General features: G+C 70.8%; 19 protein-coding genes and 1 tRNA gene. 12 read left to right on the top strand and 8 right to left on the bottom strand.

Annotated elements, in window-relative coordinates; all coding sequences use genetic code 11:
- Positions 1-29: 29 nt before the first annotated feature.
- The 3 genes from AB0F10_RS04360 to AB0F10_RS04350 are packed head-to-tail and all read right to left on the bottom strand — an operon-like array spanning position 30 to position 3763.
- The gene (locus tag AB0F10_RS04360) at positions 30-2135 is read right to left on the bottom strand and encodes a hypothetical protein (protein WP_360620366.1); all 2106 of its coding nucleotides are present in this window, start codon (positions 2133-2135) and stop codon (positions 30-32) included.
- Complete coding sequence (locus AB0F10_RS04355; RefSeq protein WP_360620365.1) at positions 2132-3403, bottom strand: YqgE/AlgH family protein; 1272 nt, start codon at positions 3401-3403, stop codon at positions 2132-2134. Before AB0F10_RS04355 ends, AB0F10_RS04360 begins: the two co-directional genes overlap by 4 nt.
- Positions 3404-3409: 6 nt before the next feature.
- On the bottom strand, positions 3410-3763 hold the full coding sequence (locus tag AB0F10_RS04350; protein WP_360620364.1) for a hypothetical protein: 354 nt from the start codon (positions 3761-3763) through the stop codon (positions 3410-3412).
- 173 nt (positions 3764-3936) lie between these two features.
- On the opposite strand from AB0F10_RS04350, the gene AB0F10_RS04345 reads away from it, so the two are divergent.
- The 4 genes from AB0F10_RS04345 to AB0F10_RS04330 all read left to right on the top strand — a co-directional run bounded on the left by AB0F10_RS04345 (position 3937) and on the right by AB0F10_RS04330 (position 8507).
- Positions 3937-5232 (top strand): pitrilysin family protein, encoded by a 1296-nt coding sequence (locus tag AB0F10_RS04345; RefSeq protein ID WP_360620385.1) that lies wholly within the window; start codon positions 3937-3939, stop codon positions 5230-5232.
- Positions 5229-6545, top strand: a complete 1317-nt coding sequence (locus AB0F10_RS04340; protein WP_360620363.1) for a pitrilysin family protein — start codon at positions 5229-5231, stop codon at positions 6543-6545. The genes AB0F10_RS04345 and AB0F10_RS04340 overlap by 4 nt, the downstream gene beginning before the upstream one ends.
- The gene (nudC, locus tag AB0F10_RS04335) at positions 6542-7522 is read left to right on the top strand and encodes an NAD(+) diphosphatase (protein WP_360620362.1); all 981 of its coding nucleotides are present in this window, start codon (positions 6542-6544) and stop codon (positions 7520-7522) included. Before AB0F10_RS04340 ends, nudC begins: the two co-directional genes overlap by 4 nt.
- Positions 7523-7625: 103 nt before the next feature.
- Positions 7626-8507 carry a phytanoyl-CoA dioxygenase family protein gene (locus tag AB0F10_RS04330; RefSeq protein ID WP_360620361.1) on the top strand — a complete coding sequence of 294 codons (882 nt, stop codon included), beginning with the start codon at positions 7626-7628 and terminating at the stop codon, positions 8505-8507.
- Positions 8508-8553: 46 nt separating this feature from the next.
- Here AB0F10_RS04330 and AB0F10_RS04325 read toward each other — a convergent pair whose 3' ends face one another.
- A complete protein-coding gene (locus AB0F10_RS04325) occupies positions 8554-8796 on the bottom strand; it encodes a mycoredoxin (protein WP_360620360.1) in 243 nt (80 codons plus the stop codon).
- A gap of 81 nt (positions 8797-8877) precedes the next feature.
- On the opposite strand from AB0F10_RS04325, the gene AB0F10_RS04320 reads away from it, so the two are divergent.
- The 3 genes from AB0F10_RS04320 to AB0F10_RS04310 all read left to right on the top strand — a co-directional run bounded on the left by AB0F10_RS04320 (position 8878) and on the right by AB0F10_RS04310 (position 11941).
- Positions 8878-11022: an ATP-dependent DNA helicase UvrD2 gene (locus AB0F10_RS04320; protein WP_360620359.1), complete on the top strand. Its 2145-nt coding sequence runs from the start codon at positions 8878-8880 to the stop codon at positions 11020-11022.
- Between the two features lie 76 nt (positions 11023-11098).
- Positions 11099-11437 carry a hypothetical protein gene (locus AB0F10_RS04315; RefSeq protein WP_360620358.1) on the top strand — a complete coding sequence of 113 codons (339 nt, stop codon included), beginning with the start codon at positions 11099-11101 and terminating at the stop codon, positions 11435-11437.
- A 141-nt stretch (positions 11438-11578) separates the two neighbouring features.
- Positions 11579-11941, top strand: a complete 363-nt coding sequence (locus tag AB0F10_RS04310) for a WhiB family transcriptional regulator (RefSeq protein WP_125807464.1) — start codon at positions 11579-11581, stop codon at positions 11939-11941.
- A 577-nt stretch (positions 11942-12518) separates the two neighbouring features.
- On the opposite strand, the gene AB0F10_RS04305 is transcribed toward AB0F10_RS04310, so the two are convergent.
- The 3 genes from AB0F10_RS04305 to AB0F10_RS04295 all read right to left on the bottom strand — a co-directional run bounded on the left by AB0F10_RS04305 (position 12519) and on the right by AB0F10_RS04295 (position 15390).
- Positions 12519-13865 (bottom strand): AarF/ABC1/UbiB kinase family protein, encoded by a 1347-nt coding sequence (locus AB0F10_RS04305; RefSeq protein WP_360620357.1) that lies wholly within the window; start codon positions 13863-13865, stop codon positions 12519-12521.
- Between the two features lie 4 nt (positions 13866-13869).
- Positions 13870-14994: a hypothetical protein gene (locus tag AB0F10_RS04300; RefSeq protein ID WP_360620356.1), complete on the bottom strand. Its 1125-nt coding sequence runs from the start codon at positions 14992-14994 to the stop codon at positions 13870-13872.
- Between the two features lie 231 nt (positions 14995-15225).
- Positions 15226-15390: a DUF5679 domain-containing protein gene (locus AB0F10_RS04295; RefSeq protein ID WP_360620355.1), complete on the bottom strand. Its 165-nt coding sequence runs from the start codon at positions 15388-15390 to the stop codon at positions 15226-15228.
- A gap of 464 nt (positions 15391-15854) precedes the next feature.
- Here AB0F10_RS04295 and AB0F10_RS04290 point away from each other — a divergent pair, with 464 nt between their 5' ends.
- Both AB0F10_RS04290 and AB0F10_RS04285 read left to right on the top strand, forming a co-directional pair.
- Positions 15855-16406, top strand: coding sequence for a M48 family metallopeptidase (locus AB0F10_RS04290; RefSeq protein ID WP_360620354.1), 552 nt, complete (start codon positions 15855-15857; stop codon positions 16404-16406).
- On the top strand, positions 16403-16996 hold the full coding sequence (locus tag AB0F10_RS04285; RefSeq protein WP_360620353.1) for a hypothetical protein: 594 nt from the start codon (positions 16403-16405) through the stop codon (positions 16994-16996). Before AB0F10_RS04290 ends, AB0F10_RS04285 begins: the two co-directional genes overlap by 4 nt.
- Positions 16997-16998: 2 nt before the next feature.
- Here AB0F10_RS04285 and AB0F10_RS04280 read toward each other — a convergent pair whose 3' ends face one another.
- The gene (locus tag AB0F10_RS04280) at positions 16999-18237 is read right to left on the bottom strand and encodes a zinc-dependent metalloprotease (protein ID WP_360620352.1); all 1239 of its coding nucleotides are present in this window, start codon (positions 18235-18237) and stop codon (positions 16999-17001) included.
- A gap of 89 nt (positions 18238-18326) precedes the next feature.
- Here AB0F10_RS04280 and AB0F10_RS04275 point away from each other — a divergent pair, with 89 nt between their 5' ends.
- The 3 genes from AB0F10_RS04275 (at position 18327) to AB0F10_RS04265 (ending at position 22628) form a co-directional block, all read left to right on the top strand.
- Positions 18327-19355: a PDZ domain-containing protein gene (locus tag AB0F10_RS04275; protein WP_360620351.1), complete on the top strand. Its 1029-nt coding sequence runs from the start codon at positions 18327-18329 to the stop codon at positions 19353-19355.
- A 108-nt stretch (positions 19356-19463) separates the two neighbouring features.
- Positions 19464-22436, top strand: a complete 2973-nt coding sequence (locus tag AB0F10_RS04270; protein WP_360620350.1) for a UPF0182 family protein — start codon at positions 19464-19466, stop codon at positions 22434-22436.
- A 118-nt stretch (positions 22437-22554) separates the two neighbouring features.
- Positions 22555-22628 (top strand) — tRNA-Met (locus AB0F10_RS04265).
- The last annotated feature ends 295 nt before the right edge of the window (positions 22629-22923 follow it).

The following is a 22923-nucleotide window of genomic DNA, read 5'->3' as shown; positions in this document are numbered from 1 at the left end:
GGCGCGGCGATGCGCGCGGGCCGGAAGCGCTAGGAGCGCAAAAAGAGGGCCGAAACGCGGGCGGCCAGCAGGTCGAGCACCGGGCGGCCGTCCTCGATCGCCGCCACGAACGCCGCCCACGAGTCGAGCACGAAGTCCGCGGTCTCCGGCGCCGGCTCGTCGTTGAGGTACGCGGGCAGCAGCAGCGCGTTCTGGAACAGCCACGGCACATAGCTGCCCTCAACGTCCCAGCCCGGCAGGTCGTGGGTCCGGTGCAGGTGCCGGCGCAGCTCCTCCTCCGACGACCAGCGCAGCATGTGCGCGTCGTGCTTCAGGCTCTTGATGTACGGGTTGTAGAGATGCCCCGGCCCGAACCCGAACGTCTGCCGCCACTGCGCCCACAGGATCGCCTCGTCGCGGCCGCCCAGCGTCATGACGTCGTCGGTCGCGCTCTCGAGCAGCATGCTGTTCAGGTACGGCCACAACGTCAGCGGGGTGAGCAGCCGGTTCGCGTCCGTGCGCAGCACCGACTGGACGATCTGCCAGGCGTTCTTCTCCAGCTCGTCCCACGATGTCAGGTTCGGCACCGCCTTCACCGCCGCCAGCAGGCTGTACAGCGACGGGTTGTGCTCGCCGTAGAAGGTGCGCGCCACCGACCACGGATCGGTCGGGCGCAGCAGCGACTCCGGGGAGGTGTCCGCCGGCTGCCGCTGCACCTGCTCGAGGAACTCGGAGAGGCTGACGAACTCGCGGATCGCGCCGCGACCGGTGCGGTCGATCCAGCGCTCCAGGTCGGCGCGGAACTCCGCCGCCGCGGAAATGTCGCGGGAGCCGACGTCGTCGATGCAGATCCGCACCTCGACGCCGAGCCGCGCCAGCGTCCCGGCCACGAACGCCTGCACCATGTGGATCACCGAGGCCCGCGAGCGCAGCCGGACCGGCCAGAGCAGCCGGATCGGGCCGGCCGGGCCGCGCTGCTGGTTGATCCAGCCGAACCGGCGCTCGAGCTGCAGCAACAGGCCGGGCACGTCGCGCGGCGGCTGGGCGCCGGCCTGCGAGACGAGCTGGCGCTCCCAGCTGTGGTGCCGGACCCGGTGCCGCAGGCCGGTCGCGCGCGGCGGCACCGGCACCTCGGCCCGTTCGGCCAGCGCGGGGAAGAGCCGCTCCGAGTCGACACCCGGAAAGCATTCGACGGGTACGCCGATCGTCGCGCGCAGGCGCTCGGCGGTGCTCAGCGCGGTGGCCGCGTCGGGCTCGTTCAGGGCCCAGAGCACGCGTACCGGCCGGGTCCGGGCGACCGCGGAGATGGCGGCCGAGACCATGCCCGACCAGTCGCTGCTGGCCAGGACGCAGATGATGTCGCCGCGGATCAGCCCGGCCGTGGCGGCTATGAGTTGCTTGTTCTCCGAGATGAACGCCGGGTCGTGCAGCAGCTGCGGGCCGCGTACGTGCAGCGTCGGTCGCCAGAAGCCGTGCAGGTGATAGACCCGGACCGCGCCGTCGGTCGCGCCGGCGGGGCCGAAGCCGCCGCGCGAGTCCAGCGGCAGGCTGACCGCCCGGCCGCGGGCCGACCGGATCGCGATCTCCAGCAGCGGGTCGACGTTCGTGGTCAGCACCCGGTGATCGAACGCCTCCGGCACCTGGGCCAGCAGGTGACCCAGCGCCTGCACGCCGCGCGGCAACTGCCACGAGAACCGGTCGTTCTCGACGCCCTCGCCGACCCCGCGCTCCACGCGCTGGCCGAGGCCGTGCGTCGCGAGGGGCGACTCCATCGGATCCGGCGCCGCGTACGCCTTCAGCACGGCCTGCTGCGCGATCACGTCGAACGCGCCGGCCGACACCCAGTCGGTGAACACCCGCCGGTACGCGCGGTAGACGTCGATCGGCTGCGCGCCGACCAACTCGGCGCGCGCCTGCTCCAGCGCCCGCTCGAGGGCGCCGTCGTCGTTGCGCCCCGCCGCGAAGCTGTCCGCGATCTCCAGGACGCCGTGCACCCGCGGGATGACGCCCGCGGTCACGCCGGAGCCGAGCACCAGGGTGATCTGGTCGACGCCGCGCAGGCTCGCCGCGAGCCGGTCCAGCAACAGCGCCTCGCCGGCGCTCAGCCCCTCGCCCGGATCACTCATCTGCGACGCCTCGTTCGCCACGTCGCTCATCGGACCGCCTGCAGGGAATGCCACAGCTCGCCGGGTCGCTCGGTGAAGACCTGCCGGGCGGTGTGGCGGCTGGCGATCAGGGCGCCGTGGTCCAGGAACTCCTCCAGCTCGCCGGCCCGCCAGCCCAGGTATCCGACGAACACCCGCATGGCGTCGACCGAGCCGGCCACGTCCTCGGGCGCCGCGGACAGGGCCATCGTGCCGAGCCGGTCGCGTACCGCGGTGAAGCGCATCGGCTGGCTCGCGCCCGGCCGCAGCAGCGTCACCACGATGTAGCCGTCGCGGGCCACCGGCCCGCCGTGGAACAGCGACGCCGGGTCGCGCAGCAGCGGCCGCCAGGACTCGGGGAACTCGTCAGGGATCTCGCCGTCCGGCTGGTTGATGCAGACGCCGACCGCACCGGTCTGGTTGTGCCGCAGTATCAGGATCGCGTGCTGGCTCAGGTCCTCGTCGACGAACCAGGGCGCCGCGTAGAGCACGCTGCCCGCCAGGTTGTGCCGCGGCGCCGCCGGATTGTGCACCAGCGGTATCTCGCCGCCGGAGTCGCGGGCGCGCAGCTCCGGACGCTCGAAGCCGCGGCGCAGCATCGCCCGGCGCGCCGTACGCCAGATCGTGTGGACGGTGAGCGTGGCCGGCGTCGCCTCCGGGGGAGCGGGGCGCAGCCCGTCGCGCAGCAGCCGGATCAGCTCGCCGGTGAACGCGGTGTAAGCCTCACCGCTGGGCGCCATCGCCGGGCGGTTCGCGGGCGCGGAGACCAGCAGGCAGGTGCCCTCGGCCTCGGCCTTGTCGGCGACGAAGTCGGTGCCGGTGCCGTCGCCGCCGAATTCGGCGCCGGCCCGGCCCGAGTAGCAGCAGTCGAGGATCACCACCCGGCGGCGGGCCCGGGTATCGACGACCGCGCGGCGAATCCAGTCGTACGGAACGCCGCGCTCGTACGGCACCTCCGGGTCGCAGTCGGGCAGCCCGAGGATCAGGTTGCCGTCGTCGGCGTCGACCAGGCCGTGCCCGGCGAAGTAGACGAGCAGCAGCCCGTCGCTCCCGGTCGCGGCGGCGGCCCGGCGGATCGCCCGGCTCACCTCGGCCGGCGACTCCGGGTCGAGCAGCACGTGGCAGTTCTCCGGGCGAACACCCCATAAATCTTCGTGTTGCAGGAGATCACGCAGATCGGTCACATTGCGCCGGGCGGCCGGCAGCGGGAACAGCCGGCGGTACCGCGACACCCCGATCAGGACGATCTGGGAGGCGGCCGGGTCCGCGACGTCACTCATCCGTGGTTACTTCTGTTCGCGCTGCTGGAGGTCGGTCAGCGCGGCGGCAAGCGCGGCACGGTCGGTCGCCTCGATCCGGGTGACGGCGCCGTCCGCGGCGGTGTGCGTGATCGTCACGTCGGGCGGTGGACGGCGGGAGTCCCGCCAGCTGGCCACCGCGAGCGCGAGCTGACCGGCGGAGAGGCCGCTGCCGATGATCAGGGTCAGCACGTCGAGCAGGGTGCCCATCGTCTCGGGGTCGTCCGAGGACGCCCGGGTCAGCTCGCCGTCGAGGCGTACCGCCTGCTCGCGGCGCAACCAGCGATAGAGCGACTCGGCCTCGGTGGTCGAGCCGCACTCGACGCGCAACTGTACGGGCACAGGCCCCGCTCCCCCGTCGGTGATGTTGTACCGGACGCGACAGGATATCGAAGCATTTACCTGACGTCACGGACTCATTACCCCAAGCCGGTACCCGCGATCGGGAGCGTCGCACGGCCCGTCCCCGTCAACGCCCGCCCCGGGGGGTTAGATTCTCTGGTGTGGCGCGCAAAATGAAGATTCCCGCGACGAAATATCCGGTCGAACGATTCACCCTCGACAACGGTCTGCGGGTGGTCCTCACGCCCGACCGCACCGCACCGGTCGTCGGCGTGGCGGTCGTGTACGACGTCGGCATCCGCTCCGAACCGGAGGGACGCACGGGCTTCGCCCATCTCTTCGAGCACCTGATGTTCCAGGGCTCGGAGAACCTGGAGAAGCTCGCGCACTTCCGGCACGTGCAGGGTGCCGGCGGGAGTTTCAACGGCTCGACCCACCTCGACTACACCGACTACTTCGAGGTGCTGCCCGCCGGCGCCCTCGAGCGGGCGCTCTTCCTCGAGGCCGACCGCATGCGCGGTCCGCGCCTCACCGAGGAGAACCTGCGCAACCAGGTCGACGTGGTCAAGGAGGAGATCCGGGTCAACGTACTCAACCGGCCGTACGGCGGCTTCCCCTGGCTCCGGCTTCCCCCGGTGATGTTCGAGACGTTCGCCAACGCGCACGACGGCTACGGCTCGTTCGGCGACCTCGACCACGCGACCGTCGCGGACGCCGAGGAGTTCTTCGACAAGTACTACGCCAGCGGCAACGCGGTGCTCACCGTCGCCGGCGACTTCGACGTGGCCGAGGCGACGGTCCTCATCCAGCGGCACTTCGGCGACGTGCAGGCCCGGTCCAAGCCGAAGCTGCCCGACTTCGCCGAGCCCGACATCTCCGGCGAGCGCCGGGAGAGCTACGTCGACCGGCTCGCTCCGCTGCCGGCGGTGGCCAGCGGATGGCGCGTCCCGGACCCGATCGGCAGCTTCGAGCAGTACCTCCCGTACGTGGTGCTGGCCGAGGTGCTCACCGACGGCGACGCCTCCCGGCTGGTCGAGCGGCTGGTGCAGCGCGACCGCACGGTGACAAGCGTCGGCGGATACATCGGATTCATGGGCGACGAGTACCAGGTGCGCAACCCGACCGCGATGCTGCTGCAGGCGCACATGCCGCCCGGCGGCGACGCGGACAAGGTGCTGCGCGCTGTCGACGAGGAGCTCGACCGGCTCGCCACCGGGGGTCTCGCGCCGGGTGAGCTCGCCCGCACCCAGGCCCGCATGGCCACACACCTGTTGCGCGACACCGACGCCGTGCTGGGCCGGGCGCTGCCGATGGCCGTGCTCGAGGCGCAGCGCGGGCGCCCGGAGATGCTCAACGACCTGCCCCGGCTCGTCGGCGAGGTCACCGAGGCACAGATCCTGGCCGCCGCCGCCACCCTGCGGCCGGAGCGCCGTTCCACCATCGAGGTCGTCCCAGGAGCGAACCAGTGAGCGTGAGGCCCCTACCGGAGCTGATTCCGGACAGCAAGCTCAAGCTGCCCAAGCAGGCCGAGCGCACGCTCAGCAGCGGGCTCACCGTCATCGCCATCCGCCGCCCCGCGGTGCCCCTGATCGAGCTGCGGCTGCGGGTGCCGTTCGGCCGCGCGCCGCTGGCCCGCGCCACCCTGCTGTCGCAGGCGCTGTTCACCGGCACCGCGCGGATGTCCAGCATCGACATCGCGGCCGAGTTGCAGACCGTCGGCGGCGGCCTGTCGGCCGGGCTGGACCCGGACCGGCTGCTGGTGACGGGCAACTCGCTGGCCGCCGGCCTCGACCGGATGCTGGAGATCCTCGCGGACGTGCTGTCCGACCCGACCTACCCGGCCGAGGAGGTCGCGACCGAGCGCGACCGGCTCGTCGACCACATCCAGGTCGCGCAGACCCAGCCGGCGCACCTGGCCCGGACGGCCCTGCTGACCCGGATGTACGGCCGGCATCCGTACGCGGTGCAGACCCCCGAGGCGGAGCAGGTCAAGGGCGTACGCCCGGGGCAGTTGCGCGCCCTGCACGCCGACCGGGTCCGCCCCGACGGCGCGGTGCTGGTGCTCGTCGGCGACCTCAACCCGGAGAAGGCGATCGACTCGGCCGAGAAGGCGCTCGGCGGCTGGATCGGCCCGAGCCGCGACGGCAACGTGCCGCGCACCCCCGAGCTGGAGCCCGGTCCGCTGCAGCTCGTCGACCGGCCCGGCGCCGTGCAGTCGTCGCTGCGCATGGCGCTGCCGGCGCTGACCCGCACCGACCCGGACTACGCCGCGCTGCAGCTTGCCAACATGGTGTTCGGCGGCTACTTCTCCTCGCGCTGGGTGGAGAACATCCGCGAGGACAAGGGCTACACGTACGGCCCGCACTCGGCGATCGAGCACTTCGTCGCCGGCTCCGCACTGGTGGTGGCGGCCGAGGTGGCCACCGAGGTCACCGGCCCCGCGATGCTCGAGACCCTGTACGAGCTGGGCCGCATCGCCAGCCTCCCGCCCGGCGAGGAGGAGCTGGAGCAGGCCCGCCGCTACTCCCTGGGCACCCTGCGCCTCGGCATGTCCACTCAGGCCGGTCTGGCCGGCCTGGCCAGTGTCTTCGCGAGCTTCGGCCTGCGGCTGGACCACCTGCGGGAGCACTCGGCGGCGCTGGCGGCGGCGACCCGGGAGCAGGTCGCCGAGGCGGCGGCCCGCTATCTGGCGCCGTCGGCCGCGGTCGCGGTCGTGCTCGGTGACGCCGACAGGATCGAGGCGCCCCTGGCCGCCCTGACCGCGGTGGAACGGGCCGAGTGAGTCAGCCCGGGGAACAGCCTGACGTCGGCGAGCAGCCCGGCCTGGACGGGCCGCCCCTGGCCCGGACGAGCCTGGACCGGGCCGCGCACCATCGGCGGGACGAGGACTGGCTCGCGACCGCGTGGAAGACCGGCCTGGTGGTGATCATCGACATCGCGGCGGGCGGCCGGGCGCTGATCTCCGGGCGCGCGCAGGACTCGCCGAGGCTGGTGCTGGTCGGCGCCGACGCGGCCCCCGCCGGCGAACGGCTGTTCCTCGGTCTCGACCCGGCGGGGGTGCCGATCTTCGCGATCGACGCCCCGCTGCCGGAGGCCGCCGACGCCGAGGCGCTGACCCTGCGGGAGATCGGCCATCTGCTCGACCCGCGCGATGCCGGGATCCTCACCACCGCGGCGGCGCTGGGCAACTGGCACGTCAGCCACCGGTTCTCGCCGCGCACCGGTGAGCCGACCACCGTCATCGAGGCGGGCTGGTCGCGGGTGGACGCCGGCGGGCGGCAGATGTGGCCCCGGACCGACCCGGCGATGATCGTGCTCGTCCACGACGGGGTGCCGGGCGCGCAGGGACGCTGCCTGCTCGGCCACAACGCCGCCTGGCCCGCGGTCGGCGGCGTGCGCCGGTTCTCCTGCCTGGCCGGCTACGTCGAGCCGGGTGAGTCGGCCGAGGCCGCCGTCGTGCGCGAGGTGCGCGAGGAGGTCGGCGTCGTGCTGCGTTCAATTCAGTACGAGGGCAGCCAGTCCTGGCCGTACCCGGGCTCGCTGATGCTCGGCTATACCGCGGTGGCCGACCGGGACCAGCCGGTCACAGTGGACCCGGAGGAGATCGACGAGGCCCGGTGGTTCAGCCGGGACGATATCGCAATGATGATCAATGGCGACTACGCCGACCCGGCAAGCGGTGTACGCATGAATCTCCCTATGCGATCCTCCATCGCCTTTTATCTTGTTGAGCGATGGTTGGGTGATTTCCGCCGGTAAGAGATTCACATTTTTCTAATCAAAGAACTTTTCACACTCACCTCGCAACGATGGGAGGACACTCCAGCGTCTGGAAGGGCAGACACGGAGGAGAGGTACCTAGATGTCCCTGCTTGCCGAGCAGACCTGGACCCCGATGACAGCCGAGGAACGAGCGCGGTTCGATCGCGACGGCTTCCTCATAATTCCGGCGGTGCTGACCGACGACGAGGTGGCAATAGCGCGGACCGCGATTCTGCGGTCGCGGGAGAAAGCGTCGCGCGAGGGCGTACTCGGGCCGACCGGCGCGCTGCACCAGCTTTCCGCCGTGACCAACAATCCCGAGCTGGCATTTCTCCTTGATCATCCAAGGGCGTTCAAGTACATCTGGTCGATTCTCGGCTGGAATGTGCACGTCTACCACTCGCACATCGACGTGCACCCGCAGATCCACGAGCGGCAGAAGGACTGGTGGCACTGGCACCAGGACGGCGGCCGGCAGAACCGTGAGCTGGAGACCGACCCCCGCCCGCGGACGTCGGTGAAGCTCGCCTACTGGCTGTCGGACGTCAGCGAGATCGGCCGGGGCAACTTCACCGTGCTCCCGGGCAGCCACCTGACCAACTGGCTGCCGGGCCCGCCTTCGCGCGGCGTGCCGTGGCCGCCGCCCGAGGGCGCCATCCAGATCACCGCGAACCCGGGCGACGTCGTCGTCTTCGACCGCCGCCTCTGGCACGCCCGGTCGGACAACTACTCGCCGATCACCCGCGTGGGTGCCTTCTTCGGCTACACCTACCGCTGGGTGGCCGGCCGCGACGAGGTGGCCGGCCTTCCCGAAACCCCGCAGTGGGCGACCTACAACCCGGTGCAGCGCCAGTTGCTCGGCGGTGCCGGCGACGGCAGCGGCGACCACGCGTGGGGCCACTACCCGGAGACCACCCCGCTCTACGGCGAGCTCAAGCGCCAAGGGCTCCTCGACTCGAGCGTGCCCGCGCTCATCCCCTGACGCGAGGTGGGCCGGCCGCAGCCACGACCGGCCCCACTCGGCACCCCTACGCGGCGAGCGCGGCCAGGTGCTGCTTGACCTGCACGATCGACGGGTTGGTCAGCGCCGAGCCGTCCTCGAACCGCAGCGTCGGCACGGTCTGGTTGCCGCCGTTGACGCCCATCACGAACTCGGCCGCGGCCGGGTCCTGCTCGATGTCGACGACCTCGTACGCGATTTCTTCCCGGTCGAGCTGGGACTTGAGCCGGTGGCAGTAGCCACACCAGGGCGTCGAGTACATGGTCAACATCGGTCGGTTTCCCTTCGCAGACATCACAGGGCGGTACGCCTTCCGGGGAAACGTCGGACGGGGGTGCCATGATTCCCGGTTGTGACAGCCGAACGTGTGCTCGCCGGTCTCGACCCCGATCAGCGTAGGGCGGTGACCGCCCCCGCGGGGCCGGTCTGCATCCTCGCCGGGGCCGGCACGGGCAAGACGCGCGCGATCACCCACCGCATCGCCTATCGCACCCTGCGGGGGGAGATCAGCCCCCGGCACGTGCTCGCCGTCACCTTCACCGCGCGGGCCGCCGCCGAGATGCGGGCCCGGCTCACCGGGCTCGGCGCCGGCCGGGTGCAGGCCCGCACGTTCCACGCGGCGGCGCTGCGCCAGGTCCGCTACTTCGCGCCCCGGCTGCTCGAGGGCCGGGCGATGCCGGAGCTGGTGGAGAGCAAGGCCCGCCTGGTCACCCTCGCGGCGAACAGGGCGGGCGTCCGCGCCGACCGCACGGCCGCCCGCGACCTGGCCGGCGAGATCGAGTGGGCGAAATCGTCCTTGATCGAGCCGGGGGAGTATGTCGTCGCCGCGGCCAAGGCGCTGCGCGAGCCGCCCTACGAGGCCGCCAAGGTCGCCGAGATCTTCGGGGCCTACGAGTCGCTGAAACGCCGCCAGGGCGTCATCGACTTCGAGGACATGCTCCGCGCCGCCGTCTGGGGCATCGAGGAGCACCAGGACGTGGCCGAGCAGGTCCGCTCGCAGTACCGGCACTTCGTGGTCGACGAGTATCAGGACGTCAACCCGCTGCAGCAGCGCCTGCTCGAGGCCTGGCTCGGCGGCCGCGACGACCTCACCGTCGTCGGCGACGCCAGCCAGACCATCTACTCGTTCACCGGCGCCACCTCCTCCTACCTGGTCGACTTCCCGCGGCAGCGCCGCGACGCGGTGGTGGTCCGGCTGGTCCGCGACTACCGCTCGACCCCGCAGGTCGTCGGCCTGGCCAACGCGGTGATCAAGCAGGCCCGCGGCACCGAGGCCAAGCTCCGGCTCGAGCTGGTCGGGCAGCGCCCGCCCGGCGCCGAACCCGACCTCAAGATCTTCCCGGACGAGCCCGCCGAGGCCGTCGCGGTCGCCCGTCGCTGCCGCGACCTGATCGCCGCGGGCACCCCGGCGAGCGAAATAGCGGTGCTGTTCCGGACGAACGCGCAGTCGGAGGCCTACGAGAAGGCGCTCGCCGAGCTCGAGGTGCCCTACGTGGTCCGCGGCGCCGAGCGCTTCTTCGAACGCACCGAGGTGCGGCAGGCGATGATCGCGCTGCGCTCGGCCGTGCGCTCGACGCCGGGGGAGACCCCGCTGGTCCAGGCCGTCGTCGAGGCGCTGTCCGCCACCGGCTGGGCGCGGGACCGGCCGCCGCCGGGCGGTGCCCAGCGCGAGCAGTGGGAGGCCCTGGCCGCGCTGGTCGTGCTCGCCGAGGACTACGCCCGCTCGCCCGACCTGCTGCCGCTCGGCGAGGCCGGCGCGGTCCAGCACGACCTGTCGCTGTCGGCGTTCTGCGAGGAGCTGGCCCACCGCGCCGAGCAGCAGCACGCCCCGACGGTCGAGGGCGTGACGCTCGCCTCCCTGCACTCCGCGAAGGGCCTGGAGTGGGACGCGGTCTTCCTCGTCGGGCTCGCCGAGGGCACCCTGCCGACGACGTACGCGAAGACTCCCGAGCAGATCGAGGAGGAGCGCCGGCTGCTCTATGTCGGGGTGACCCGGGCCCGGCAGTGGCTCTGGCTGTCCTACGGCCAGTCCCGCTCGCCGGGCGGCCGGGCCCGGCGGCCGTGCCGGTTCCTGCCGCAGCTCGGGCAGAGCCGAAACGGGCTGGAGAAGGCGGGCGCCGGCGGCGTGAGTCGGAAACCCGTCAATCGGCGCAACCTGGTGGTCTCCTGCCGGATCTGCGGCGGGACCCTGCTGGCGGGCGCGGACCGCAAGCTCGGCCGCTGCCCCACCTGCCCGTCCGATCTCGACGAGGAGCTCTACGAACGCCTGCTGGCGTGGCGCGCCGCCACCGCGGCGGAGCAGAAAGTCCCTGCATACGTGGTGTTCACCGACGCCACGATCGTGGCGATCGCGGAACGCCGCCCGGGCGGCCCCGCCGAGCTGCTGGCGATCGCCGGGATCGGCCCCCGCAAACTCGGCCAGTACGGGGCCGCGGTGTTCGCTCTGGTGAGTGGCGACAGCCCCGCGGGCGGCGGCTCAGAAAACTTTGAAAACTAACCCGTTAATTCGTTTGCCCTCCCCGGGCGGGCGGGCTTAGCCTCAGTGCACACCAAGATGAGCGCTGGTTAAAACCATGTTCATCAGGTCCGAGGAAACATCCGAGCGCAAGGCGATGGAGGAGGTGGCACCGATGAAGCTCAACCACATGATCGAGCGACCGTCGACGCTACTCGCTGCTGCCTGCGCTCCGTCCGCTTCGTGGATGCAAGAGTCCGCCCCCGTGGCGCTCTTCGCCGTTGAGCGGGCCCCGGCTTCGCAGGCGCACCAGGCCCAGATTCAGTCCGAGCTGGTCCGGGTTCTGGTGGACGTCGATGGAAGCTACGGGACCACTGGGTTCGTGGGCAGCAACAGCACCTCCAAGCGCAAGACGGATGGTGCCAGCGGTGTCCCGCCTCGAGGAAGGCCGGTCTAACAGACCAACCGGCTCACCTCGAGGCCGCGGAACCCGTAACCGGGATCCGCGGCCTTAATTTTTTTTGCCGGCTCACCGGCCGGTGCACGACCTGTATCGCGATCCAGAAGATCGAGAAGAAGAGAGAGGTGACCGGGCTTTATGAGTCTGGCGCTGGCCCCACTCGACGTGAGCGTCGAGCTTGAGGCAAACCTGCCCTGTCGGAAGTTCGACCCGGACCTTTGGTTCTCGGACTCCCCGGCCCAGCTGGAACTGGCCAAGTCGCTCTGCGGGGACTGCCCGCTGCGCGTCGAGTGCCTCGCCGGTGCGGTCGAGCGGAACGAGCCCTGGGGTGTCTGGGGAGGCGAGATCTTTGAGCGTGGCGCCGTCGTGCCGCGCAAGCGGCCCCGTGGCCGTCCCCGCAAGGTCGACGTCGCTCGCGACGCCGAGCTCCAGGTCGAGGTCGAAGAGCGGCTCGCCGCGAACGGTCTCGAGTCCCGCAACTCGGTCCGCCTCGCGGCCTGAGAACACGACCAAGCAACCACCCCTTAGCAAAGAGACGGAAGACATAGCCGTGAACACGAACGGAACCTCGAAGGTGAAACTCATCCAAGAAGCGCTCTCGCGAGCACGAATGCGTCGGCCTCAGGCCGACCTTCACCCTGAGGCACACCGACCCGCCCGTCAGATCGCGATCGAGGCCCGTCACCGGGCCGCTCGTGAACTGGGCGTACGCCTCTGATCAATGAATCCGCAGGGCCCGTCCGCGTCATTCGCGGGCGGGCCCCTTTCCTTCCCCGGCAATCGCCACCCCGGCAATCGCCACCCCGGCAATCGCCACCCCGGCAATCGCCACCCCGGCAATCGCCTTCCCGGCAATCGTCACAGCCCGTGGTCCTCGCGCCCCGGAGGGGCTCCCAGGATCAAGCGCCGATTTCACCCCGCCGGGTGAGCCCCGATCGTCGCCCACGCGCCCGCGACCTACGCGCATCGACCCGGGTAATTCGCTGGCCGGCGCGTTTCCGCTGCGATAGGCGAGCGCCGCCGGGCGAATGCCGCACCGGCTTTCGTGGGGTTGCCGGCGCTTGCTTGGTGTGGGTGGTCAGGCGACGGGGGCGAAGCCGGGGAGCCACTTCTGCAGGATGGACCGGTATGGCGCCTGGGCCTCCAGTTGGCACAGCACGCCGATCGAGCCCAGGGTCACCCGGTGGATCAGCAGGTACGACGGGGGCAGGTTCAGTTTGCGGCTGAGCTGGAAGGCCGGGGACTTCGGGCTCGACAGCCGGGTCGCCTCGCCGCGGATCCAGGAGCGGGTGAAGCGGAACTCGTCCACCGCCACCGGCTCGATCATCGGGCGCAGGAAGCTCAGCACCGCCTCGGCGTCGAGGTCGTCGGTGGGCTTGATGAAGCCCTCCGTGCGCAGGCCGTCCGCCACCCCCTCGGCGTCGCCGCTCAGCGCCAGGCGGACCAGGCGGCCGATCGGCTCCGGGTGGCCGCCGGGGAGGCGGGCCACCGCGCCGAAGTCGATCACGCCGAGGCGGCCGTCGGGCAGGATGCGGAAGTTGCCGGGGTGCGGGTCGGCGTGCAGCAGGCCGGCGCGGGCCGGCGCCGAGAAGTGCAGCGTGGCCATCAGGCGGCCGGCCTCGTCGCGTTCGGCCTGGGTGCCGTCGTTGATGACCTTGGACAGGGGTGTGCCCTCGACCCACTCGGTGACCAGTACCCGGGGCGCGAAGGCCAGGACCCGGGGCACGTAGATCTCGGGGTCGTCCGCGTACGCGGTGGCGAACGTCGTCTGCGCGGCCGCCTCCATCGCGTAGTCGAGCTCCTCGGTGATCCGCGCGCGCAGCTCGCTGAGCAGCGGCTTCATGTCCATGCCCGGCTGAATGACCTTGAACATGCCGGCCAGGCGGCCAAGCTGTTTGAGGTCGGCGAGCAGGGCCTCGCCGGCGCCCGGGTACTGCACCTTCACCGCGACGTTCAGCGTCTGCGGCAGGTCGCCGTCGAGGCCCGGCGGGCATTTCCACACCGCGCGGTGCACCTGGCCGATGCTCGCGGCGGCGGCGGGGGTGTCGTCGAACTCGGCGAACATGTCCCGCCAGTCCGGGCCGAGCTGCTCGGCCAGCGCCTTGTGCACGCTTGCCACCGGCATCGGCGGCGCGGCCTCCTGCAGCTTGGTCAGCGCCTGCCGGTAGGGCGCCGCCATCGCCTCGGGCATCGCGGCCTCGAAGACCGACAGGGCCTGCCCGAACTTCATCGCGCCGCCCTTGAGCTGGCCGAGGACGCTGAAGAGCTGCTCGGCGGTGCGCTGCTGGATCTCCGCGGAGATGACATCCGTCGCGATGCCGGTCACCCGCTTGCCCAGCCCGAGCACCGTTCGTCCGGCGAAGCCGAGGGGCAGGGCGGCGAGCTTCGCGGTGCGGGAGGCCGCACGCCGGGGGATGTCGGTCACCAGATCATTGTGACCGACGTGACGGAGTTCGACCGCCCTGGATGCGACCTTCCGTCATCTGTGCGCCGAAAGTCCGATTACGGTCTGTGGTTGATGCCGGGCGGCGGACGCAGGGACAGGCGGGGTGCGGTGCCCAGGTGCGGCGGCGGAAGCGTCCCGGCCTGCTGATCTCCACCTCGGCGCCGAGGGTCTCCGGGGTGTCGCCGTCGAGGAAGGCGAGCGCCTCCGCCGTCAGGTAGGCCGTCGCGGCGAGCAGCGTGGCCGCGGCGCAGGGCTCGGCCGGGCCGGGTGTGGGCATCGGCGGGGCGGCCGCGTCCGGCCAGGCGGCCTCCCTGTCGCGGCGGTGCAGGGCGATGCAGCCCAGGCAGGGTGACGCCGCGGCCGGCACCAGCGGGCCCACCAGCACCTTGCCCTCGCGGATCGTCGCGGTGAGGCAGGGCTGACGCCGCTGGGCGCGGCTGATCGTGGGCGGGGCCGGGGGCTGCTCCCCGCCGAGGCGGATCACCAGGGACGCCGCTCCCCGCCGTACCGTGCGGGTTTCGGTGCCCGGAGCCGCACGCTGGATGGCCTCCGCCGCGGCCTCGGCCCGCGGCCGGCCGATGTCGGCGGCGCTCAGCGGGCCGCCCGGGATCTCGTGGCGGTCGACCGAGCCGGTCAGGTCGGGGTGGACGTGGCCGACGCCCGCGGTGGCGAGGGCGACGGCGACCCCGGGCGCGAGGCGGGCCCGGCCGGTGACGACGACCCGGGCCGCGGACCGGCGGCGCAGCGTCCGGGCCGGGGAGGCGGCGCCGGGCGAGTATGCGAGGGCGGCGGCCTCGCCGGTCAGGCGCTCCGGCATGGCCGGCGGGAAGAGGCTCTGCGCCGGGACCACCAGGCCGGCGGCGTGCAGCGTGTCGAGCAGGGTGCGGGCCTCGTCGGGGCGCATCCCGAACGCGCCGGCCCGGGCCAGCGCGAGCCGTTCCGAGCGGGAGCCGTCCAGCAGGTCGAGCAGCCCGGCGGCCCTCGGCTCGGGCAGGTCGATCAGGACGGCGCGCGGCGGGTCGAGGCCGAGTTGCAGGGTGTGCGATGCGCGCCAGATGCGCGGCAGGCCCGGCAGCAGGGTGGGGCGGGGCAGCGGCGTGCGGCTCATAAGGTGACACGGTGTCATGACGCGGACGCGCTGGGGATTGTTGTCCACAGGCCCGCTCGCCCGGAAGCAGGGTTATCCACAGAGATTCCGGAGTTATCCACAGGCAAGCCGGGGGGCCATTCACTCAACGTGTCTGAGTGCGTACGGGTTATGGCTCGGCCGGGTGAACGCGGGGCCCGCGCCGACGGGGGCGACCAGTGGCCGCCCCCGTCGCGGTCGTGCCGGTTGCGATCAGGCTTTGGCGGCCTTGCCCAGGATCCGGTTGACCGTCGTGCCGCAGACCGGGCACTTGCCCTTGGCCATGTTCATGCCGGTCTTCGAGACCTCGACGGTGCCCTGGAAGTCGCGCTTCTCCTTGCACTTAACGCAGTAGCCGTTGTACGTGTTGTCGGCCACGATTCCTCCTCGTCATGTTGTCGGCCGGGTCGGCCCGGTGCCTTGCTCGCGGCGACAGGCCGCGATCTGTGTTCGGCGCTGGACCGCTCCGCGACCAAGTGAATGTGGCCACCCCCGCTAGGGCGGTCACTACCCAGGTCCGGCCAATTCCATGTCAGCGCGGCGTCGGCGGTGTCGTCGACGGCCTGAGTGTGCCGGTCCAGATGCCCCTTTTGGGGCAGATAGGGGTGGACACGCCGACGAAGTGCTGCAGAACGCAAGAAAAGGGACGTTTTGGCCGCCTCGTTCCCGGCCTTCCGCAGGTTATGCCACGAGGCATGTTGCGACCGCGGAAAATATTTTCGGATCTTTCGGGATCTAGCTCACATTTTGGGCGCGTGTCGTTTCTTCTACCCTTGCGGTGACCTGGCCCCGACGGATTAACGTCGCAATGTGAACCCTACTGTGGGCCGCGCGAGCCGGTAATGGCCAGGACGCGCAAGCCCGACGTCGAAGTGCGGCGCAGCCAGCGCCGTCGTCGTACGGTGTCCGCTTATCGCGAGGGCGAACGGGTCGTCGTCCTCATTCCCGATCGGTTCTCGCGTGCCGAGGAGACCGAATGGGTGGCGCGGATGCTCGCCCGCCTCGCGGCCCGGGAGGAGCGCATCAGGCATACGGATAGCGAGTTGCTGATCCGGGCCCGGCGCCTGATCTCCCGATACTTACCCGACCACGCCGACGATATCGCGCCGGCGAGCGTTCGGTGGGTGACCAATCAGAACGGCCGCTGGGGCTCGTGCACTCCGGAGGACGGCACGATCCGGATCTCGCACCGCATCCAGGAGATGCCGGAGTGGGTGATCGACTACGTGCTGCTGCACGAGTTGGCGCACCTGGTCGTGCCGAGCCACAACGCGTCGTTCTGGGAGCTGGTCAACCGCTACCCGAGGGCGGAGCGCGCCCGCGGCTACCTGGAAGGCATCTCGGCGGCGACCGGTCTGGTCCTGGCCGACGACACACCTACCCTTCAAGGGTGACAAGACGTGTCGTAGTGGTGCTGCTTACCCCGGTGAGCTGGAGTCCGCCCGGTGTCGACCTGCTCAAATGGCGAACCGCGCTGGCGGAGGACGTCGTCGACCTGCTGGCCATGCTCGCCCAGGCCGAGCCCGCCATCGCCGCGTGCCCCGAGGACCGGGCGCTGGCCGAGGAGATCGCCTGGCCCGGCATGCGCATCTTCGACGTGCCGACGGCGACCGTGCTGCCCGTCCTGAACGCGGCCGCCGGCGACGGCTTCGATCAGGCGGCGGTCATCGCGGCCGACGCGGCCGACGTGCCCGGCATGATCATCGGCAAGCTCATGCGCCCGCTGACGACCAGACCCGTGGCGGTCGCGCCGGGCGGCGGCTCGGGCCTGCTGGGGGTCGCGGCGCGGCTGCCGGTGCCGGGCTGGCTGCCCGACCACGACCTGGACACCGCAACCGCCGCGCAGTTGCGCAAGCCGGCCCCGAACCCCGGCGACGTGCAGTCGACCGCGGACTGGCGCAGGCTGCGCGGCCCGGCCGACCTGGCCACCCTCGACCTGGCCCTCGAGGGCTGGGAGAACACCCGGGCCGTCCTCGGCGGCTGAGGTCACTCGTCGGCGTCGTCCTGCTTGCCCAGGTTGTCGAGCTCCGAGATGTCCCAGTCCAGCCGCGACTGGGCGAACTTCTGCGGGTCCGCGAAGTCCTCGTCCGTCGGCAGCAGGTCCGGGTGGTCCCACAGCGCGTCGCGGCCCGCAACACCCCGGTGCTCGGTCACCGCCGCCCACAGGGCCCCCGCCTCGCGCAGCCGGCGCGGCCGCAGCTCGAGGCCCACCAGGGCCGCGAATGTCTGCTCGGCCGGGCCGCCCGCCGCGCGCCGGCGCCGGAACGCCTCGCCCAGCGCGGCCACCGACGGGAGCCGCTCGCCCGCGGCGCTGTCCACCACGTGGCCCACCCAGCCCTCGATCAGCGCGAGCGCCGTCTCGAGCCGGGCCAGCGAGGCCTTCTGCTGCGGGGTGTCCTCGGGCGTGAAGATGCCCTCGAGCGCCATCTGCTGCATCGACTCCGGGTCGGACGGGTCGACGCGGCTCATCGCCTCCTCGATCGCCTCGCGGTTGACCGTGATGCCGGTCGCGTAGGTCTCCACCGCGCTCAGCACGTGGGCGCGCAGCCACGGAACATGCTGGAAGAGGCGCTGGTGTGCCGCCTCGCGCAGCGCCACGTAGAGCCGGACCTGGTCCTCCGGGAGCTCCAGGCCGTCGCCGTAGGCCTTGATGTTGGCCGGCACCAGGGCGGCCGTGCCGGCGGGGCCCAGCGGCAGGCCGATGTCGCCGGCCGAGAGAACCTCCGCCGCGAGCTGGCCGAGCGCCTGGCCGAGCTGGCCGCCGAAGAGCGCGCCGCCGAGCGTCGCGACCATCGACTGCATCGGGCCGAGCTGGGCCCGGGCCTCCTCGGGCACCAGGTCGCCCATGGCGCCGACCATCTGGCCCGCGATCGGGTCACACAGCTTCTTCCACACCTCGAGCGTGTTGTAGACCCACTCGTTTCTGTTCCAGGCTGTCGCGTCGCGGACGCCGGACGGCAGCGCGGAGACCGGGTCGAGCCACAGGTCGGCGAGGCGCAGGGCCTCGGAGACCGCGTTGTGCTCATACATGTTCACCGCGGGGTCGCCGGTCGCGCTCAGCTGGCTGGCCGCCACCTGGCGGGCCAGATCCCAGTTGACCGGACCACTGCCCGGCGCGGCGAACATCTGCTGCAGCTGATTCATGAACTGCTGCATCTGCTGCGGGTCGGAGGGATCGGGCGGCTGGGCGCCCGGCAGGCTGAAGCCGAACGGGATATCAGGCACGTACCAACCGTACGCGCGTTGGCGGCCTCCGTGACCGATGCCGGTGTCAGCTCAGAGAGAACTCAGGATCGGTTGGTACGGTCACGCGCATGAGACGTCGCGGTGTCACGGTAATTCTCGGCGCCCTGATCACCGCACTGCTGGCAGTTGGTGTCATGGCCATCCCCCTGCCTTATGTCGTGCTGAAGCCGGGGCCGACCGTCAACACGCTCGGCTCGGACAACGGCAAAGAGGTCATCCAGGTGACGAAGGCGGACACCTCGACCTCAAAGGGTCAGCTCCGGCTGACCACCGTCGGCGTGCAGCCGAGCGTCGAGCTGGTCTGGGCGATCAGGGGCTGGTTCAGCGACGAGCAGGCCGTGGTCCCGCGTGAGCTGATCTACCCGCCCGACCAGAGCGAGCAGCAGGTCGAGGAGCAGAACGCCGAGGAGTTCAAGTCCTCGCAGTACAGCGCGGTGACCGTGGCGCTGCGGAAGCTGGGCTACCCGGTCCAGACCTTCGTGACCGAGGTGACCAAGGACGGCCCGTCGACCGGCATCCTGCAGAAGGACGACGTCATCACCTCCGTCGACGGCACCGAGGTGACGACCCCCGACAAGCTCACCCAGCTGGTGCAGGCCAAGCCGGCGGGCACGCCGCTGAAGATCGGCTACCTCCGGGACGGCAAGACCGGCACCGCGACCGTCACCACGAAGGCCGCCGGGAAAGACGAGCCGCCGCGGATCGGCGTCGCCATCGACAAGAAGCAGCCGCACCCGTTCGACGTCGAGATCGACCTGGACGAGATCGGCGGCCCCAGCGCCGGCCTGATGTTCACCCTCGGCATCATCGACAAGCTGAAGCCGGAGGACCTCACCGGCGGCAAGATCATCGCCGGTACGGGCACCATCGACGACGAGGGCGACGTCGGCCCGATCGGCGGCATCCCGCAGAAGCTGGTCGGCGCCAAGGAAGCGGGTGCCCAGATCTTCCTGGTCCCGGCCGACAATTGCGCCGAGGCCGTGCGTAATGCCGTGCCCGGCCTGCCCATGGCGGAGGTGGCCACCGTGGACGACGCTCTCGCCGCGCTGCAGACCTTCACCAGTGGCGGCACCCCCAAACCGTGCCCGGCTGCGTAACAATCGGCACAGGCGCCCCAGACGGAACAGAGCTACACCCGTAATGTGAAAAACCGGTCCGACTTTGTGGGGTTCACGTTGGTCATGCGTAACAGTCCTCTGCCGAGGATGAGCCGGCGCGGTCGCGTGACCGTCGGCGTCCTGGTGGGGGTCTTCCTCCTTTTCACGCTGCTCGGCTGGGCCATCGACGCGTACACCGATTACCTGTGGTTCGACGAGGTCCACTTCACAGGTGTCTACACCGGCGTACTGGTGACCCGCCTGCTGCTCTTCCTCGTCATCGGGCTAGCGATGGCGCTGTTCATCGCAGCGAACCTCTACCTGGCCTACCGGCTCCGCCCGCTGCTGCGGCCGCACTCGGCTGAGCAGGCGACGCTCGAGCGCTACCGGATGGCCATCCAGCCGCGGCTCGGCACCTGGATCACGGTCGTCTCGGCGGTCATCGGCTTCTTCGCCGGGCTGTCCGCGCAGAGCCGCTGGAAGGACTGGGTGCTCTTCCAGAACTCCCAGCCGTTCGGCACCCCGGACCCCGAGTTCAAGGTCGATATCGGCTTCTACATCTTCGAGTACCCGCTCTGGCGTTACCTGCTCGGCGTCGGCTTCACCGCGATCGTCCTGTCGGTGATCGGCGCGCTCGCCGTGCACTACGTCTTCGGCGGCGTACGCCTGCAGGGCGTCGGCGATCGGATGACCGCGGCGGCGCGGGCGCACCTGACCACGCTGGTGGCGTTCTTCGTGCTGCTCAAGGCCATCGCCTACATCCTGGACCGGCGGGCGCTGCTGCTCGAGCAGCACGTCTCACCTGGCCTGTACGGCGCCGGCTACACGGACGTCAACGCGCTGATGCCGGCCAAGGAGATCCTGGCCTACATCTCGATCGTGGTGGCGATCGCGATCATCGTGTTCTCCAACGCGGTGATGCGGAACCTGGTCTGGCCCGGCGTCGCGCTGGCCCTGCTCGCCATCTCCGCGGTGGCGATCGGCGGCATCTACCCGCTGGCGGTGCAGAACTTCCAGGTGCAGCCGAGCCTCGCGGACAAGGAGGCGCCCTACATCGCCCGGTCGATCGAGGCCACGAGGGCCGCGTTCGGGCTCACGGAAACCGAGGTCCGGCCGTACGCGGCGTCATCGACGAGACCGCCGGCGACGCTCGCCTCCGACACCAGCGCCCAGAACGTCCGGTTGATAGACCCCCAACTGGTCTCCGAGGCCTACACCCAGCAGCAGCAGGTCCGCGGCTTCTACGACTTCGGCCCGAAGCTGGACGTGGACCGCTACACGCTGACGAAGGACAAGCCGCAGGACTACGTGGTCGGCGTTCGTGAGATCAACGACAACGCGCTGACCACCCAGCAGCAGAACTGGCTGAACCGGCACACGGTCTTCACCCACGGCTACGGCATGGTGGCGGCCCCCGCCAACCAGGTCGTCTGCGGCGGCCTGCCGTACTTCGTCTCCGGCTTCCTCGGCGACGACCAGCAGCCCGGCTGCGCCTCGGCGACCGAGGAGATCAAGGTCGAGCAGCCCCGGATCTACTTCGGCGAGCAGTCGACCGAGTACGCGATCGTCGGCCAGAAGGACGAGTCGAAGAAGACCGAGTTCGACCGGCCGCAGCCGAACAACAACAACGCCGAGGAGCGCTACACGTACGCCGGTGCCGGCGGCGTGCCGATCGGCTCCTTCTTCCGCCGGCTGGTGTTCGCGATCAAGAACACCGAGAGCAACTTCCTGCTCTCCGACGCGGTCAACGAGAAGTCCCGCCTGATGTACGTGCGTGACCCCCGCTCCCGGGTGGAGAAGGTCGCGCCGTTCCTCACCATCGACGGCGACCCGTACCCGGCCGTGGTCGACGGGCGGGTCAAGTGGATCCTCGACGGCTATACGACCGCGGCGACGTACCCGTACGCGCAGCGGATCAACCTGCAGGAGGAGACGACCGACGAGCTCACCAACCGGGGCACGGTCGCGCTCGCCCGGGACAACATCAACTACATGCGCAACTCGGTGAAGGCGACCGTCGACGCGTACGACGGCACGGTCACGCTCTACGAGTTCGACGACCAGGACCCGGTCCTCAAGGCCTGGAACCAGGCGTTCGGCGGCAAGCTGATCACGCCGAAGGCGCAGACCCCGCCGACCCTGGCCGAGCACTTCCGGTACCCGGCCGACATGTTCAAGGTGCAGCGCAACCTGCTGGCCCGGTTCCACGTCACCGAGCCGAACGAGTACTTCAGCGGCCAGGACTTCTGGCAGGTGCCGAACGTGCCCGACGACCCCGACAGCGAGGTCAAGCAGCCGCCGTTCTACCTGAACGTGAAGCTGCCGGGGCAGGACGACACGCGGTTCCAGCTCACGTCGGCGGTGACCCCGAACAACCGGGACAACCTGGCGGCGCTGATCTCCGGGTCGTACGTCGACAACAAGCCCCGCCTGGAGATCCTCGAGCTGCCGGACCAGACCGCGATCCAGGGCCCGGTGCAGGTCCATCAGCGGATGACCAACAACGCACTCGTACGCTCGGAGCTGACCCTGCTGTCCAACAGCAACCAGTCGCAGGTGCAGTTCGGCAACCTGATCTCGCTGCCGGTCGGCGACGGCATGCTCTACGTCGAGCCCGTGTACGTCAAGAGCGGGCAACAGGACGCCGTACCGTTGCTCCAGAAGGTCCTGATGTCGTACGGCGACGGCGGCACCTACGTCGTGCTGGCCAACAACCTGAAGGAAGGCCTGGACAAGCTCGTCGCCCAGGGCAAGAGCAACCAGCCCACGACGACCACCCCACCGACCGGCACCGAGACGCCGCCGGCGGGCAACGGGCCGCCGGTGCTCACGGGCCAGCTGGCCCAGGCGGCGGCGGACCTGGACAAGGCCATCGCTGACGTGAAGGCCGCCCAGGTGTCGGGCGACTTCGCGAAGTACGGCGCCTCACTGCAGGCGCTGGACGTGGCGATGACCAACTTCCAGAACGCGCAGAAGGCGGCGGGCGTGGCGACCACGCCGCCCAAGGGCCCCGTGGCCCAGACGTCGGTGAACCCGTCGGCGAGCGCGTCGACACCGGTCCCGGCCGCCAGCGGCGGCTGACCCGATCGCAAGCAGCGCGGCCCGCCGGGTTACCGGCGGGCCGCGAGCATGTGTGGGGCAGGTTACGGCGGCCCGTTTTGCATGTGGGTCGGGCCGCAGGATAGGCTGTTGTTACCGACGCGGGGTGGAGCAGCTCGGTAGCTCGCTGGGCTCATAACCCAGAGGTCGCAGGTTCAAATCCTGTCCCCGCTACGAAGAAGTGGCAGTCCAAAGGCTCGTCCCCCAGCGGGGGGCGGGCCTTTTTGGTCTCCCTGGTCGTATCGGGATCGCGGAGATGAACACACGGAGCCGTGGCTCGGGTTCGGCGGGCAGTTCCCCGCGTTGACTCGGGCCCGGTGGTCAGATGCCGGCTTCCGCCTGGGTGCCAAGCCCGTGAGAGGTCTGTAGCGCTGCTGCCGCCCTCGGCGGGAATCAGGTTGCAGGACTGGAGCATCCAACCGATGCGGCGCGCTCAGCGCGAGCGCTGCATGAACGCGACAGGCGCCGG

Source organism: Actinoplanes sp. NPDC026623 (assembly GCF_040638275.1).
Classification (GTDB): domain Bacteria; phylum Actinomycetota; class Actinomycetes; order Mycobacteriales; family Micromonosporaceae; genus Actinoplanes.
Note: the sequence above shows the minus strand (reverse complement) of the source record. Positions and strands in the feature narration are given on the sequence as shown.